The sequence below is a fragment of the Streptomyces sp. NPDC043996 genome, from assembly GCF_056435225.1.
In genome coordinates, this window is the sequence record NZ_JBWKEY010000006.1 from 1 (window position 1) to 14,367 (window position 14,367).

Below are 14,367 nucleotides of genomic sequence, written 5' to 3' on the forward strand. Positions count from 1 at the left end.
AGGAAGATCTTGGTCGATCCCCTGGATAGCAGAGGTCCTGCCACATCTTGCGACCGCCTTGACATCGTCATCGGGGCCTTAACTTCGTGGCATTGCTCGATCGACCTGGTCCGCTACCGGTACTTCAGCAACGACCACTTCGGCCTGGAGACCGTGGCATCCGTCACGGGGCACACGGCCCTGGCCAAGCGGGTACGCCGGTGCGCCGCCGGGCCTCGTCTACCTCAAGACCGACCCGAACGAGGTCGAACTCATCCCCGGCTTCACCCGGGACGTGACGGGACTCATCGACTCGCAGCGGGATGCCCCAGCAGGTACTCCGGGACCCGCATGATCTCCACAGCGCGGTGCGGGCCGCGTACCCAGGCGCCGTCGAACCGCGCACCGGTCGCGCGCTCGACAGCCGCCAGGCCGGTGCCCCACGGATGACCGTCGTCCAGACTCAGGCCTTCCAGCAGGGGCTGCCAGGTGTCGGGGCGCACGCCGAAGGAGCCCTCGGGAGCGACCATTTCAAGGCGGAGGAGACCAGCCCGTCCTCGGCCAGGCTCAGTCGGGAGACCGCGTTCTGGCCACATGACCGAACACTCCGCCGCGCCAACGGGGGCGTATAAGGCTAGTTGACGACGCCGCCGCCCGCCCGGGCAGTGTTCAGGGCTTCCCATACCGTGTCCGGGCGCAGGGGAAGGTCGGTGAAGCGGATGCCCGTGGCGTCGCGTACGGCGTTGGCGAGAGCCGGGGCGACGGGGTTGAAGGGGAGCTCGCTCATGGGCTTGGGCAGAGCACCTTCCGGGTTTTCGGGTGCGACGAAGTGGACTTCGGGCGGTGGTACTTCGCCGAGGTGGGCGATGGTGTAGGTGCGCAGGTCGGCCGTGATGACGCGACCTGCGCCGTCGGTGAGGAGCTGTTCTCGCAGTGCGGTGCCCACGCCCTGGGTGATGGCCCCCTCGATCTGCCCGCGCCCCGGCCGACCACCCCTGGCGCACGATGCCGCACCACGGCATGACCCCGCACATCTCCGGGTCGTCGCTGTCCGCGCAGGCGAGGTACGCGGCGGGCACCCGGGAGATCTTGGAGTCCTGGCTGGCGGGCGAGCCGATCCGCGACGAGTACCTGATCGTGGACGGTGGCGCACTGGCGGGAACCGGCGCGCACTCCTACTCGGTCACCCGCTGACCGGCCCGGCGCGCCGGGCCGGTCAGCGGGTGACCGATGTGCACGTTCGTCGACTTCACCCGGGCGGTGGCCTCCACACCGACTTCGCGCCCCAGCTCTTCGACGGCCTCCCGCGTCAGCAGCGACACGAGCCGGTGCGGCCCGGCCTGGATCTCCACCTGGGCGGCGACGTCGCCGAGCTTGACCGCGGTCACGATGCCGGGGAACGCGTTGCGGACGGACGTGTACGAGGTGTCCTCCTCGGCACCGCCGCTCTTCGCCAGCTCCACGGAGAAGGCGGCCAGGTCCCTCCCGTCGATGAGTCGCCGCCCGCCCTCGTCGCGGTGCGTGGTCATCCGTCCGGCGTCGGCCCAGCGCCGCGCGGTGTCGGGACTCACGCCGAGGAGCCGTGCGGCCTGGCCGATCGTGTAGGACTGCATACGGATCCAGATAGGGGGCGGCCCGGCGGGACGGGGGAGCACCCCGGACCTCCAAGGACGTGCCGACGCCCCGTGACCCCACCCGCGCGTCCTGAGGAGGCACACCACCCACTACTTCTTCCTCAACTGGTCTCCCACTGAATGGGGAGACATCCCGCGACAAGTCACGTGCGGCTACATCGAGCAGCTCTGAGCAAGAACCGGGGCTTGGTGCTGTGCCCCGGCCGCCACCGGCCCACACGCCGCGGGACTAGGCAGTCAGCTTGCCGCGCTTGAGGTGCAGCACCTCGTCCGACGCGGCGGCGACCTCCTTGGAGTGGGTCACGACGATCACGCACTTGCCGTCGTCGTGGGCGAGCGCGCGGAAGACCTCGATGATGCCGTCGGCCGTCTCGTGGTCCAGGCTCCCCGTGGGCTCGTCCGCGAAGAGGATGTCGACCTCGCAGGCGAGGGCGCGGGCGATGGCCACGCGCTGCTGCTGGCCGCCGGAGAGCTGCAGGGTGCGGCGGTGGTGTTCGGCGGGCTCGACGCCGAGGAGCGTGAGCAGTTCGACGGCGCGCTGCCTGCGACGGCGCCCTGCGACGCCGGTGATGTCCATGGCGGAGGTGATGTTCTGCACCGCGGTCATGTACGTGAGGAGGTTCAGGGACTGGAAGACGGTCGCCACATGCCGGTTGCGGTACCGGCCGAGGCCGAGCCGCGCGACGTCCTGACCCTTGAAGCTGACCGTGCCGGAACTCGGCGCGTCCAGGCCGCTGGCCAGGGACAGGAGCGTGGTCTTGCCGGAGCCGGAGGGGCCTACGACGGAGTACATCCGTCCGGCCTCGAAGCGGTAGTCGACGCCCTTGAGGATCGTGCGGCGGCGGTTGCCGCTCTGGTAGGTGCGGGTCACGCCGGTCAGTTCGAGCAGGGCGTGGTCGGCGCGGGGGATGTCGGCGGTCACGTCAGTCGCCCTTCGTCAGGATGTCGCGGGGGTTGAGGCGCAGGACGCGCGAACCGGGGATCAGGGTGGCCAGGGCCGCGATGCCGAGCCCGGTGGCGCCGACCTTGCCGATGTCGGCCGGGCCGAGACGGATGTCCAGGGAGCTGATCGGCTCGACCTCGGGTCGCTCCTTCGTGGCGCCGTCGCCCAGGGAGTTGGAGTGGTCCGGCTCCGGGGGCGCGTTCGCGGCGTCCTGCTTCGCCGAGGACACCTCCCCGGCCAGCAGCCTCTCGCCGATGCCCTGCGACAGGACCTGGCTGCAGGCCCCGGCCAGGCCGATGGCGATCACCGCGCAGGCCACGACCTCGACCAGGTGCTGGCCGAGCAGCCGCGGCTTCTTCTCGCCCAGGGACAGCAGGATGCCGAGCTCCTTGCGCCGTTCGCGCAGCGACGAGGCGACGATCAGCGCGAGGATCACGGTGCCCGCGAGGGCGACCAGCCAGACGGTGACGGCGGCGAAGTCCGCGGTCTTGTTGATGGGGCCGACGAGCGTCTTGTACTGCTTGTCGTTGACGGTGATGGGGAAGATCCGCGGGTCGGCGCCCGCGGCCTCGGCGTCCTTCTTCAGCCGGGCGAGGTCGCCGGGGTCCTTGAGCGTGAAGGTGGCGTTGGTGAGGACGGTGTCCTTGTCGCCCTTGCCGTCCAGCTTGGAGCCGCCGCCCGGGGTGACGTACAGGAGGTTGGCGGGGTCCATCAGCGCGGGGACGTACTGGCCGCTGTCGGGGGTGCTGTTCTTGTAGATGCCGACGACCTTGAAGACGTACTCGCGCTCGTCGCGCTTCTGACCGGCGCTCGGCAGGACGCCCACCATGAGCCTCATGCGGTCGCCGACCTTCAGGTGGTTGTCCTTGGCGACGCGTTCCTCGACCACGATCTCGTCGCTCTCGCTGTCCGGGGTGATGCCGCGCCCGGCGATCAGCTTGCTGTCGCCGTTGCGGAATTCCTTGACCTCGTTCAGGTCGAGGATTCCCGAGGCGCTGAACAGATCGCTCGCCAGAGTGTCCTGGCCCTTGGGCGGCGGCACGGGCTGGTGCAGTTTGGTGGAGTTCGTGGGGAAGGCCCCGCCGTCAGTGGTGTAATTGCACTTCGCCACCACGGACGACTCGCAGATCTTGTCGACGAGACTGGCGCGCAGATCGCCCTCGGCGCCGATCGTCCCGCCCTGCGTCCCCTCGGGCTTGTCCATCTTCCCGGAGTTGATCAGGCCGTTCACGTCCAGCTGCATGGTCGCCACCGCGCCCACCCGCTGCTTCGCGGCGTCCGCGGCCCGGGCGGCCGCGGCCTGGATGAGGAACCCGGAGAGCACCAGGGTGCAGATCACGAAGAAGAGACCGATGAGCATCAGCGTCTTCCCCAGGTGGCCCGTCAGCCGCCACCAGGCCCGTTTGAAGAGGTTCAAGCCGAAGAGGTTCATGCCAAGGGACGCTAGGCAGCCGCCGCTTTCCACCGTGTTTGGCTCTGGCGCTGAGGCCGTCTTCCTCATACACGGTTCACAGACGCGATCTGATAAGTGTGGACACGGCAAGAGTGAATGACCGGGATATCAGTGCCCTGAATTCATGGAATTCTCAGCCGCGCGGCACCGACTTCACGGCGCCCCGGGGCGGGACGGACCGATCAGGCGAGGACGGGCGGACGGCGTGCGGGTGCTGGTGGTCGAGGACGAGCAGTACATGGCACGCGTCATCGAGATAGGGCTGCGCCGCGAGGCCATGGCGGTGGACGTGGTGCACGACGGGGCGGCCGCCCTGGAGAAGGCGTCGGTGTACGACTACGACGCGGTGGTCCTCGACCGCGACCTGCCCGGCGTCCACGGCGACGAGGTGTGCCGCCGCATCGTCGCCCAGGGCCTGGACTGCCGCATCCTCATGCTCACCGCCGCGGGCCGCCTCGGCGACAAGGTGACGGGCCTCGGGCTCGGCGCCGACGACTACCTGGCCAAGCCCTTCGACTTCCCCGAGCTGGTGGCCCGCCTGCGCGCCCTGTACCGGCGCAGCCCTCAGGCCCACGCCCCCGTGCTCACCTGCGCCGACCTCACCTTCGACACCCACCGCCGCCGGGTGAGCCGCGCGGGCCAGGAGATCCGCCTCACCCCCAAGGAACTGGCGGTCCTGGAGCTCCTGATGCGCGCCGACGGCGGGGTGCTGAGCGCCGAGTTCCTCCTGGACAAGGCGTGGGACGCGCACACCGATCCGCTGACCAACGCGGTCCGCCTCGTCGTGCACACGCTGCGCAAGAAGCTGGGCGAGCCCCGGCTCGTGCACACCGCGATCAGCGCGGGCTACTACCTGGGTGCCGCATGAGGCTGCCCCGGCCGCGCACCCGGCCCCGCACGCTCAGCATCCACGTGCGCCTCTTCCTGGGCTTCGGCGGCGCCCTCATCGCCTGCTCGGCGCTGATGGTCGCGGTGATCTACGTGGGGATCCGCTTCGTCCCCACGTACGACCTGGCGACGACCATCGAGGTGCCGAACTCCCTGCCGAGCGGCTCCACCAGTGAGCCCAAGTGGGTCGAACCGCACACCGTGAGCCCGGACTCGACCCCCGAACCGGGGCAGAAGATCGGCTCCTCGGGGCTGATCCGCGACAAGGAGGACGTCTGGGCCTCGGTGCTGGCCATCTCCATCGGCGGCCTCCTCGTGGTGACCGCCGTGGGGCTCGCCGCGGGCTGGGTCGTCTCACGCAGGCTGCTCGCTCCACTGGGGACCATCAACCGGGCGGCCGCCCAGGCGGGCGAAGGCGACCTGGCGTACCGCATCAACGCGCAGGGCCCGCACGACGAACTCAAGCAGCTCGCCGACACCTTCGACACCACCCTGGAACGCCTGGAGGGGTCCTTCGCCGCGCACCAGCGCTTCGCCGCGAACGCCTCGCACGAGCTGCTCACCCCGCTGGCCACCACCCGTGCCGCGCTGCAGCTCGCGGCCGCCGACACCTCAGGGGAGTCCCTGCGCGAGCTGCTTCCGATGCTCACGGAGACCAACGAGCGCAACATCCGGATCGTGGAGGAACTCCTGGCGCTCGCCGCCGCGGACCAGGTCCCGTGCGACACCGAGCAGGTGGACCTCACGGCTCTCGTACGCGAGGCCACCACGGCGGCCGCCCCGCCCGCCGAAGGACCCGCTCTCCGCGTGCACGCCGATGCCGCTGGCTGCCAAGTCCGGGGCAGCGCGACGCTGTTGAGGCAGCTGGTGACGAACCTCGTCGAGAACGCCGTCGCTCACAACACCGAGGCGCCGGGAGCGTTCGTGAGGGTGAGCGTGGGCGGTGGCGCGGAGGGCGTGGTGCTGGAGGTCGCCAACTCCGGCCCGCCGATCGCCCCGGCGAGTACCGACAGCCTCTTCGAACCGTTCTACCGGGCGGTGCCCCGGGTGGGCAGCGAGCGCGGCCATGGCCTGGGCCTCGCTCTGGTCCGCTCGGTGGCCCACGCCCATGGCGGCACGGCCACGGCGACGGCCCGCCCCGAGGGCGGCCTCATCGTCCGGATCGCGCTGCCGGGGCGGGGCCGATCAGGGTGCGGCGCGGGGTGAGGGCTACGGCGCGGACGGAACCGCGGGCGGTTCCCAGCCGCGCGTGAGGATGTCGAAGACGGCCTCGACGGCGGCTCGGCGGTCCTGGCGGCCGCGCGTGAGGGCCGGGATGTCGAGGACGAAGCGCGCGAGGGCCGCGCACGCGAGGTCGTCGTGGCCCACGCCGAGCTCGTCGGCGATGGCCGCGCTGAGACTGTCGGTGTGCCTGGTCCACATGCGTTCGGCGTAGGCGCGCAGCACCGGCGTGGAGTCCACGAGGCGGGTGAACTCGGCGGCCTGGGGATGCGCGTCGATCGAGGGCCAGGTGTCGAGGACGTGGTGCCGGAGGGCGTCGAGGATGCTCTGGCCGGAGGCGCGCTCCCGTACCGCGGCGATGAGTTGGGACTCGCGGTCCTGGTCCTGGTCGAAGACCAGCGCTTCCTTGCCGCTGAAGTGCTTGAACACCGTGGCGGTCGATACGTCGGCGGCGTCGGCGATGTCACGGATGCCTACGTGGTCGTAGCCACGCTCCAGGAAGAGCCGCAGGGCGGCGTCGGCGATCGACTGCCGGGTGGCCGCCTTCTTGCGGTCGCGGCGGCTGGTCGGGGGCACGGTCATGGTCAGAGCGTATCGGATAGTCGAATGGGTCGCTAAGTAGAACCGTTGCACTTTTCTGCTTGTTCTGATTTCGTGAGGCTGTGGGCACCTGGGTACCTGGGCACCTGGGCACCTGGGTGCCGGGGCGTCTGGGCACTTGGGTGCCTGGGTACCGGGGCGCCTGGACGCCACGTCCTCGCCGTCATGGCCCTCGTCCGCACCACACCGCCCTGGAAGGAACAGCCATGAACTCCCCAGCACCCGCCAACGCCCGCATCAGTGTCATCGGCGCCGGACCCGGCGGGCTGACCTGCGCCCGCGTCCTTGAGCGGCACGGCATCGCCGTCACCGTCTACGACCGCGACCCGGGCCCCTACGCCCGCGACCAGGGCGGCACCCTCGACCTGCACGCCGACAACGGCCAAGTCGCCCTGCGCGAAGCGGGCTTGCTCGACGCGTTCCTCGCCCTCGCCCGTCCCGAAGGGCAGGAGATGCGCCTGCTGGACCCGACCGGAACGATCGCAGCCCGTCAAGTCCCCGCCCCCGGCGAGCTCTTCAAGCCGGAGATCGACCGCGGCCAGCTGCGCGACCTCCTGCTCGGCTCCCTGCGGCCGGGAACGGTGCGCTGGGGCCACGCCCTCGACACCGTCAGCGGACCTCCGGACGGGCCGCGGCGACTGCGCTTCACCGACGGCACAAGCACCGAGACCGACCTGGTCATCGGCGCCGACGGAGCCTTCTCCCGGGTGCGCCCGGCCGTGTCCCGGGCCGTACCCGAGTACAGCGGGGTCAGCTTCCTGGAAGCGTGGTTCTCCGACGTCGAGAACCGGCACCCCGAAATCGCCGAACTGGTCGGTCCGGGCAGCGCCCACGCGGCCGACGGCGAACGCGCCCTGTTCGCCCAGCGCAACAGCGGCAACCACATCCGCGTCTACGCCATCCAGCGCGTCCCCGTCGACTGGATCAGCGCCCACGGGCTGACCGCCGAGGACACCGGCGGCATCCGCGCCGTGCTGCGCGACGCGTACGCCCACTGGTCGCCCCGCACGCGCCAGATGATCACCGGCAACGACGGCCCCTACGTCGACCGCCCGATCCTGGCCCTGCCCGTCCCGCACACCTGGGACCACGACGCGACGGTCACCCTGCTCGGCGACGCCGCCCACCTCATGCCCCCGCTCGGCGTCGGCGTCAACCTCGCCATGCTCGACGCCAGCGAACTCGCCCTCGCCCTCGCGAGCGCCGCCACCGTCGACGACGCCCTGCGCACGTACGAGAAGACGATGCTCCCCCGCTCCGCCGAGACGGCCAAGGCCCTCGAACACGGCGCCGAACACCTGCTGTCCACCGACGCACCCGACTTCGGCGACGACCGCGCCCTGTCCTGAGCGCGGGGCCGCCGCCGCGCACGCGTACTCAGTGGCTGTTCAGCGGCTTGCCGTACTGCTGAGCCGTGGAGAGGTACGGGAGGCCGAGCGTGCGCGGGGAAAAGGCCGCCGCGTCGCGGGCCGCGCCCTTGGGCAGGAGCCACGCGGCGCCCAGGGAGGCGTTCTCGCCGGGGGAGCCGATGGTGACTCCCGGTGTGCCGCCGCCCTTGTAGCCGCCCGCGGCGACCGCCGCGCCGAAGGCGTCGCCCGCCTCGGCGACGCCCGGGACGCCGGGCGTGTCCTGGTTCCAGGACACGGACCTGGCGGCGCCGTCCGCGTCGAGCAAACCCTTCGCGCCGCCGCGGAGCAGCCAGGCGGCGCCCGCCCTCGCATCGCTTCCGATGGCCTCGCCGGGAGCGCCCGCGATCAGGTCGTCGCGGCCGTCGCGGTTGACGTCGGCGACGGCCAGGGCGGCGCCGAAGCGGTCGCCGTCCTCGGCCACGCCCGGGACGCCCGGCGTGTCCTGGTTGAGGGTCTGGGCGCGGCTGCCGAACGAGCCGCCCGCGCGGCTTCCGTAGTGGACGTGGACGCCGCCGCCCTTGGCGAGTCGCTCGGGCCCGCACGGGTCGTCGATGTTCTCGTCGGCGATCTCACGGCACTCGCCGAGCGCCAGGTCGTCGTGGCCGTCGCCGTCGAAGTCGCCCGCGGCCAGGGCGGTCACTCCGGCGTTGTCCGTGTTCCAGAAGTTGGCCATCTCGGACCGGTCGGCGTCCCACTTCCACAGGCGTACGTGGGACTGCGTGTGGGGCGTGCCAGCGGTCCAGTACGCCACGGCCAGGTCGTCGCGGCCGTCGCTGTCGAAGTCGCCGGTGGCCAGGGCGGGGGCGCGGCCGCCCATGGGGGCGGCGACGACGGTGGTGACCAGGCTGTCCTCGCCCTGGATGACACGGGCGACGACCTTGTCCGTGCCGCCGACCACGATCACCTTGTTGGCGCCGCCCGTCATCTCGGCCGCCGCGACCGACTTGCCGTACGCGGCCGACGGCGAAGGGCCGGTGAGGACCGTCGACCCCGGCCCCGGCCCGTTCCTCGAGCCGCCCACGACGGTCACCATGCCCGCGTCCGCACCTCGGTCGGTGACGTCCTCGCCGGGGGCGCCTGCGAGGAGTTCCGCGATGCCGTCGCCGTTGAGGTCGGTCAGGGCCACGGACGCGCCGAAGCGGTCGCCCGCCTCCGGCACGCCGGGGACCTCGGGGGTGGCCTGGGTGACACGGATGCTCCCGTGGGCGCCGAGGCCCTGCGGGCCGCCCCAGACGACGTTGACGTACCCGGCCTTGGCCTTGCCGCCGACGGTCCCCTCCGGGACGCCGACGGCGAGGTCCGCGTAGCCGTCGCCGTTGAAGTCGCTTGTGGTGGCACGGGGTGCGGCGGCGGTGGCACCGGCCGGGAGCACGAACCCGGCGGTGGCCGCGGCGGCGGCTGCGATGGCGAACGTCAAGGTGCGGCGGCGGTGTGGCACGGGGGCTCCCACTCGGTCGGTGGAGTGCGGGTTCGGGGCGACGGGGTGTGGGTTCGGGTGCACGGGGTGTGGGTTCGGGTTCGGGTTGACGGGGTGCGGGTTCGGGTTCGGGTTGACGGGGTGCGGGTTCGGGTTGACGGGTGCGGGTTCGTGTTGGCGGGGTGCGGGTTCGCCTGGTGTGACCGCCGAAGGGTGGCGCTGGTTGTACGCGGTTCACCGGAGATTGGCGCCGGGTTCATGGGGCGCGCGGACGGGCGCGCGGTTCCCGCACCGCGGGGGCGGCCGATTCCGCTGGTGGGCCCACGGAGGCGAGCCCTCACGAGATTTCCCCGACCGGGCTACCGGAATACCCCCCGGGGGTATATGGTTCTGATCATCGTCCTGAACGGACAACGCCGGACGGCGCAGCACACCCATGGAGACGTCATGAACAACCACACCGGACACGAGCACGCCAGCCACGCCAACCACGGGGGCCACGCCAGCCATGGCGACCACGCCAACCACGGCGGTCACGGCGGTCACGCCAACCACGGCGGAGCCCAGCCCGGTGGCCTCTCGGTCTCCCAGGACGGCTACACCCTGGAGCTCGACTCGACGATCCTGGCCGCGGGCGCGCAGCCGGTCAGCTTCCGCGTGATCGGCCCGGACGGGCGGCCGGTGACCGAGTTCACGGCCGAGCACGAGAAGGAACTGCACTTCATCGCCGTCCGGCGCGACACGGCCGGGTTCCAGCACGTGCACCCGGTGCGGGACGAGAAGGGCACCTGGAGCGTCGAACTCGCCCTGGAACCGGGGGACTGGAGATTCTTCGCCGACGTCCACCCGGTCGGCCACGACGGGACCATGACGCTGGGGATCGACGCCGCGGTCGCCGGACCGTACAACCCGCGGCCGCTGCCCGAGGCCACCGGAGTCGCGCGGATCGGCGAGTACACCGTCGCGCTCGACGGCGACCTCGTGCCCGGCGAGGCGCGCCAACTGACCCTCACCGTCAGCCGCGACGGCCACCCCGTCACCGACCTGCAGCCCTACCTGGCCGCGTACGGGCACCTGGTGGCCCTGCGCGTCGGAGACCTGGGCTACCTCCACGTCCACCCGGAGGGCGAGCCCGGTGACGGCATCACCGCGCCGGGACCCGAGATCGCCTTCATAGCCGCCGCGCCTTCGCCCGGCACCTACCGCCTGTTCCTGGACTTCCAGCACAACGACGTCGTCCGGACCGCCGAGTTCACGGTGCGGACGACGACGGCCGCGCCCCGCCCGGCCGCCGCACCCCAGGCCGCGCCCGAGCACAGCGGCCACCACCACGGCCACCACGCGCACCACTGACCGCAGGAACACCGCCGCCGGGGCGCCTCCCCCCCCGCCCCGGCGCGCCTCACCCACACCGGAAGGAGCGTCATGCCCCGTCTGACCCGACTCACGCCCGACACGGCGGTCGGCGCCTCGCGCGACCTCCTCGCCGACCTGGCCTCCCGCCACGGCCAACTCGGTGACATGGTCTCCACGATGGCGCACTCCCCGGCCGTACTGGGCGGATACCTCCAGCTCAGCCGGGCCATGGGACGAGCCAAACTCGACCGCGCGACCAGCGAACGGATCTCGATCGCCCTCCAAGTCCGGCAAGGGTGCGGGCTCTGCCTCGACGCACACGTCCGTGCCGCCCGTGCCAGGGGAGTCGACGAGGAGGAGATCGAGCGCGCCCGCACGGGCACCTCGGCCGATCCCGCGATCGCGGCGATCATCACCCTCGCCCTCCAGATCTACCGCGAACCGACGTCGATCACCGACGCACAGGTCAACGCGCTGCGGGAGCACGGCTACAGCGACCGCGAGATAGCCGACGTCGTCGGCGTCGTCGCACTCAACATCCTCACCGGCGCCTTCAACCTGCTCGCCGGTCTCACGCCGGGAAGCGACACCGGTGCGTAGCGACACCCCCGCCTGTACGCGCGGGGCACGGCCTCCACCCCGAGGCCGTGCCCCGCCGCGTGGAACCCGAAGGAACCCGTCATGCGACTGTTCGCCAACCGCGACTACCGCCACCTGTTCAGTGCCCAGGTCATCGCCCTCTTCGGCACCGGCCTGACCACCGTGGCCCTCGGCCTTCTCGCCTATGACCTCGCGGGACCGCACGCCGGAATGGTCCTCAGTACCGCCCTGACCATCAAGATGGTCATGTACGTGATCATCGCCCCGCTGGCCGCCGCCTACGTCGACCGGTTTCCCAGAAGAACGCTCCTGGTCCTCCTGGACGTGGTCCGGGGCGCGGTGGTCCTGGCACTGCCGCTGGTCACCGAGGTCTGGCACATCTACGTCCTGATCGGACTGCTCCAGGCCGCCGCCGCGGCGTTCACCCCGACGTTCCAGGCCGTCATCCCCGACATCGTCACCGACGAGTCCGACTACACGCGCGCCCTGTCCGCCTCCCAGGTCGCCTCCACCATGGAGAGCTTGCTCAGCCCCGTACTCGCCGCCGTCGCCCTGACGTTCATGAGCTTCGACTGGCTGTTCCTGGGCACCTCCGCCGGATTCCTCGTCTCCGCCCTGTTCGTCCTGTCGGCGCACGTCCCGAACGCCCGCCCCAGCACCCACACCAAGGCATGGGACAAGGCGGCGGCGGGGATCAGGACCTTCCTCAGGACACCGCGGCTGCGCGGCGTGATGGCGCTCAACCTCGTGGTCGCGTCGGCCGGGGCCATCGTCGTCGTCAACACCGTCAACCACGTCCGTGACCAGCTCGGCGGCTCGCAGTCCGACGTCGCCCAGATGCTCGCCGCCTCCGGCGCCGGAACCCTCCTGGCCGCCCTCGTCCTGCCCCGCGTCCTCGACCGGATCGCCGCCCGCACCGTCATGATGACCGGCGCCGCGGTCCTCGTCGGCGCCACCACCGCCGCCGTGACGCTCACCGCGACCGGCCTCACCACCTGGACCGGTACGGCGATCATCTGGTCCGTCATCGGCATCGGCATGGCCCTGGTCATCACGCCGACCGGTACGGTCCTGCGCGCCTCCGTCGCACGCCACGCGATCCCCGAGGCGTTCGCGGCCCAGTTCTCCCTGTCGCACCTGGCCTGGCTGATCACCTATCCCCTCGCGGGCTGGCTCGGCACGAGCGCCGGGTTCACCCTCGCCTGGTCCGTCCTCGCGGCCCTCGCCGGGGCGGGAGCGATCGGGGCCCTCCTCCTCTGGCCCCGCCACGACGTGCGCTCCGCCGTGACCAGCCCCGCGACCCCCGCCCTGCACACGCCGGGCAACGACCGGTCCACCCTGACCAAGGCCGCGTGAAGGACCGCGCAGGCCGAGAGCGCCCTGGCCGCCGTCCGCTCCCCGCGGGCGGCGGCCACTGTGGTCACCGTGCGGGTCAGGGCGGGGCGCACTGACCCGTACGCTCCCCGGCCCCGCCCTCACGCGCGGCCTTGCTCCTCTGTCGCGGTGAGGCGCGCCCACGCTTGGTGGTTGTAGGGGCAGTGGGAGCGCAGATTGATGCGTTCGCTCAGCAGGGTGCGGCCCAGGTCGTGGTCCGCGTGCAGGGCGGCCTCCACGAGGGTCTTCTGGAGGGCGTCCCGCTGGGCGTGGCTGCCGCCGAACTCCTGGAGGCGGTAGCGCAGGGGAAGCAGCAGGTCCACCACGTCGACGTAGCGCCTTTGCCCGTACGCCACGAGCGCCCGGCACACCGGAAGGCCGATCTCGGCGGTCATCGGGACGTTCGAAAGACCCGCACCGGCGTCGCGCAGCCACGTCTCCCGCTCGCGGATGAGCCGTTCGGCCTCGGAGACGCGAGCCGACCCGACGTAGGACATGACGGCGTGGACGTCGTTGAAGGCGTAGTGGGGCCCGTCGTGCCGTCGCGCCCACGCGTCGGCCAGGGCGGGCCAGCGGTCTCCGGTGTCGGCGCCCGCGAGGTAGAGGCGCCACAGCAGTGCGGAGGCGTCCAGGAGTTCCATCGCCGCTCCGGCCGATCCTTCGTGGTGCAGGGCGGCGTCGTAGACGGCCAGGACCTTGTCGGTGCGCCCCGTCTCCATGAGGTACAGGGCGTAGTGCCACCAGTTGTGCACGTTCAGGTAGTTGCCGGTCGACCAGGCCTCCGCGCGGGCGTCGAGGTAGCCGATGCCGTCCTCGTGCCGCCCCTGCATCTCGTAGGCGTGGACGACGGCGTGGATGCCCCAGACGTCGCGCGCGTTGCGTTCGACGGCCTCCAGGCCCACCTGCTCGGCCAGGGTGTAGTGACCGGCCTCCTCCAGGCCGAACGCGTACATGCCCTGGAGCAGGCCGTAATGCGGGTCGCCCCGGTCCCAGGAGGCCAGCGCGCCGCCGACGCGGTCGCGCAGGAGCACGGCGTTGCCGGTGAAGAAGTCGATCTGGTGGCCGACGGCGAGAGCGAGGATGTCCTTGGGGTACGCCACCACGAGTTCCCCGAGGAGGCCGCCGGCCCGGTGCATATCGCCGTCCAGCCAGGCGGAAGCGGCCTCGACGTGCATGCGCTCGCGCGCGGTCAGGCCGCCCAGGGGAACCTCCTGGCGGAACTTCCCGAACGCCGTGGCCGCCTCTGCGGCGTCCTTCTCCTCCGTACCGAGCAGCCCGAGGTACGCCTGGAAGACGTTGCCCATGGCGGACCGGGGCGAGGCCTCGAGCAGCGCACCGACCTCCCCGACCACCGCTTCCCGGAAGAAGAGCAGGTCCTCAAGCGCCTTCTCATAGTGCCGCACCGCAGTGACACCGGTGTCCTGCATCACCTGGCCATGCCGATCCATACTCACGCCGCCCGCCTCCCGAAGACCACCGTGCACCGCGAGAAC

Annotated in this window: 14 protein-coding genes and 1 pseudogene; 7 read left to right on the forward strand and 8 right to left on the reverse strand. The window is 71.6% G+C overall.

Going from position 1 to position 14,367, the window contains the following annotated elements; translation table 11 throughout:
• Nucleotides 1-284: 284 nt before the first annotated feature.
• Nucleotides 285-509, reverse strand: a complete 225-nt coding sequence (locus AC07A4_RS17220; protein WP_478598986.1) for a hypothetical protein — start codon at nucleotides 507-509, stop codon at nucleotides 285-287.
• 104 nt (nucleotides 510-613) lie between these two features.
• Nucleotides 614-925, reverse strand: a complete 312-nt coding sequence (locus AC07A4_RS17225) for a hypothetical protein (protein ID WP_478598988.1) — start codon at nucleotides 923-925, stop codon at nucleotides 614-616.
• Between the two features lie 32 nt (nucleotides 926-957).
• Between AC07A4_RS17225 and AC07A4_RS17230 the strand changes: the two are divergent.
• A pseudogene (locus AC07A4_RS17230) lies at nucleotides 958-1,173 on the forward strand (NAD-dependent formate dehydrogenase); the annotation flags it as partial.
• On the opposite strand, the gene AC07A4_RS17235 reads toward AC07A4_RS17230, so the two are convergent.
• The 3 genes from AC07A4_RS17235 to AC07A4_RS17245 form a co-directional block, all read right to left on the reverse strand.
• Nucleotides 1,155-1,592, reverse strand: coding sequence for a TOBE domain-containing protein (locus tag AC07A4_RS17235; protein WP_478598991.1), 438 nt, complete (start codon nucleotides 1,590-1,592; stop codon nucleotides 1,155-1,157). The pseudogene AC07A4_RS17230 and the gene AC07A4_RS17235 sit on opposite strands and share 19 nt — an antisense overlap.
• A 250-nt stretch (nucleotides 1,593-1,842) precedes the next feature.
• Nucleotides 1,843-2,535, reverse strand: a complete 693-nt coding sequence (locus AC07A4_RS17240) for an ABC transporter ATP-binding protein (protein ID WP_478598992.1) — start codon at nucleotides 2,533-2,535, stop codon at nucleotides 1,843-1,845.
• A gap of 1 nt (nucleotide 2,536) precedes the next feature.
• Nucleotides 2,537-3,988: an ABC transporter permease gene (locus AC07A4_RS17245; protein WP_478598994.1), complete on the reverse strand. Its 1,452-nt coding sequence runs from the start codon at nucleotides 3,986-3,988 to the stop codon at nucleotides 2,537-2,539.
• Nucleotides 3,989-4,214: 226 nt separating this feature from the next.
• Here AC07A4_RS17245 and AC07A4_RS17250 point away from each other — a divergent pair, with 226 nt between their 5' ends.
• Nucleotides 4,215-4,877, forward strand: a complete 663-nt coding sequence (locus AC07A4_RS17250) for a response regulator transcription factor (RefSeq protein WP_478598997.1) — start codon at nucleotides 4,215-4,217, stop codon at nucleotides 4,875-4,877.
• Complete coding sequence (locus tag AC07A4_RS17255; RefSeq protein WP_478598999.1) at nucleotides 4,874-6,103, forward strand: sensor histidine kinase; 1,230 nt, start codon at nucleotides 4,874-4,876, stop codon at nucleotides 6,101-6,103. The genes AC07A4_RS17250 and AC07A4_RS17255 overlap by 4 nt, the downstream gene beginning before the upstream one ends.
• 3 nt (nucleotides 6,104-6,106) lie before the next feature.
• On the opposite strand, the gene AC07A4_RS17260 is transcribed toward AC07A4_RS17255, so the two are convergent.
• Nucleotides 6,107-6,700, reverse strand: a complete 594-nt coding sequence (locus AC07A4_RS17260; protein ID WP_478599002.1) for a TetR/AcrR family transcriptional regulator — start codon at nucleotides 6,698-6,700, stop codon at nucleotides 6,107-6,109.
• Between the two features lie 224 nt (nucleotides 6,701-6,924).
• Here AC07A4_RS17260 and AC07A4_RS17265 point away from each other — a divergent pair, with 224 nt between their 5' ends.
• A complete protein-coding gene (locus AC07A4_RS17265) occupies nucleotides 6,925-8,067 on the forward strand; it encodes an FAD-dependent oxidoreductase (RefSeq protein WP_478599004.1) in 1,143 nt (380 codons plus the stop codon).
• Between the two features lie 28 nt (nucleotides 8,068-8,095).
• Here AC07A4_RS17265 and AC07A4_RS17270 read toward each other — a convergent pair whose 3' ends face one another.
• Nucleotides 8,096-9,565 carry an FG-GAP-like repeat-containing protein gene (locus tag AC07A4_RS17270; protein WP_478599007.1) on the reverse strand — a complete coding sequence of 490 codons (1,470 nt, stop codon included), beginning with the start codon at nucleotides 9,563-9,565 and terminating at the stop codon, nucleotides 8,096-8,098.
• A gap of 426 nt (nucleotides 9,566-9,991) precedes the next feature.
• On the opposite strand from AC07A4_RS17270, the gene AC07A4_RS17275 reads away from it, so the two are divergent.
• The 3 genes from AC07A4_RS17275 to AC07A4_RS17285 all read left to right on the forward strand — a co-directional run bounded on the left by AC07A4_RS17275 (nucleotide 9,992) and on the right by AC07A4_RS17285 (nucleotide 12,856).
• Complete coding sequence (locus AC07A4_RS17275; protein WP_478599010.1) at nucleotides 9,992-10,897, forward strand: hypothetical protein; 906 nt, start codon at nucleotides 9,992-9,994, stop codon at nucleotides 10,895-10,897.
• Nucleotides 10,898-10,969: 72 nt separating this feature from the next.
• Nucleotides 10,970-11,500 (forward strand): carboxymuconolactone decarboxylase family protein, encoded by a 531-nt coding sequence (locus AC07A4_RS17280; protein ID WP_478599013.1) that lies wholly within the window; start codon nucleotides 10,970-10,972, stop codon nucleotides 11,498-11,500.
• A gap of 81 nt (nucleotides 11,501-11,581) precedes the next feature.
• On the forward strand, nucleotides 11,582-12,856 hold the full coding sequence (locus AC07A4_RS17285) for an MFS transporter (RefSeq protein WP_478599015.1): 1,275 nt from the start codon (nucleotides 11,582-11,584) through the stop codon (nucleotides 12,854-12,856).
• A 119-nt stretch (nucleotides 12,857-12,975) separates the two neighbouring features.
• Here AC07A4_RS17285 and AC07A4_RS17290 read toward each other — a convergent pair whose 3' ends face one another.
• Nucleotides 12,976-14,301 carry a tetratricopeptide repeat protein gene (locus AC07A4_RS17290; protein WP_478599018.1) on the reverse strand — a complete coding sequence of 442 codons (1,326 nt, stop codon included), beginning with the start codon at nucleotides 14,299-14,301 and terminating at the stop codon, nucleotides 12,976-12,978.
• Between the last annotated feature and the right edge of the window lie 66 nt (nucleotides 14,302-14,367).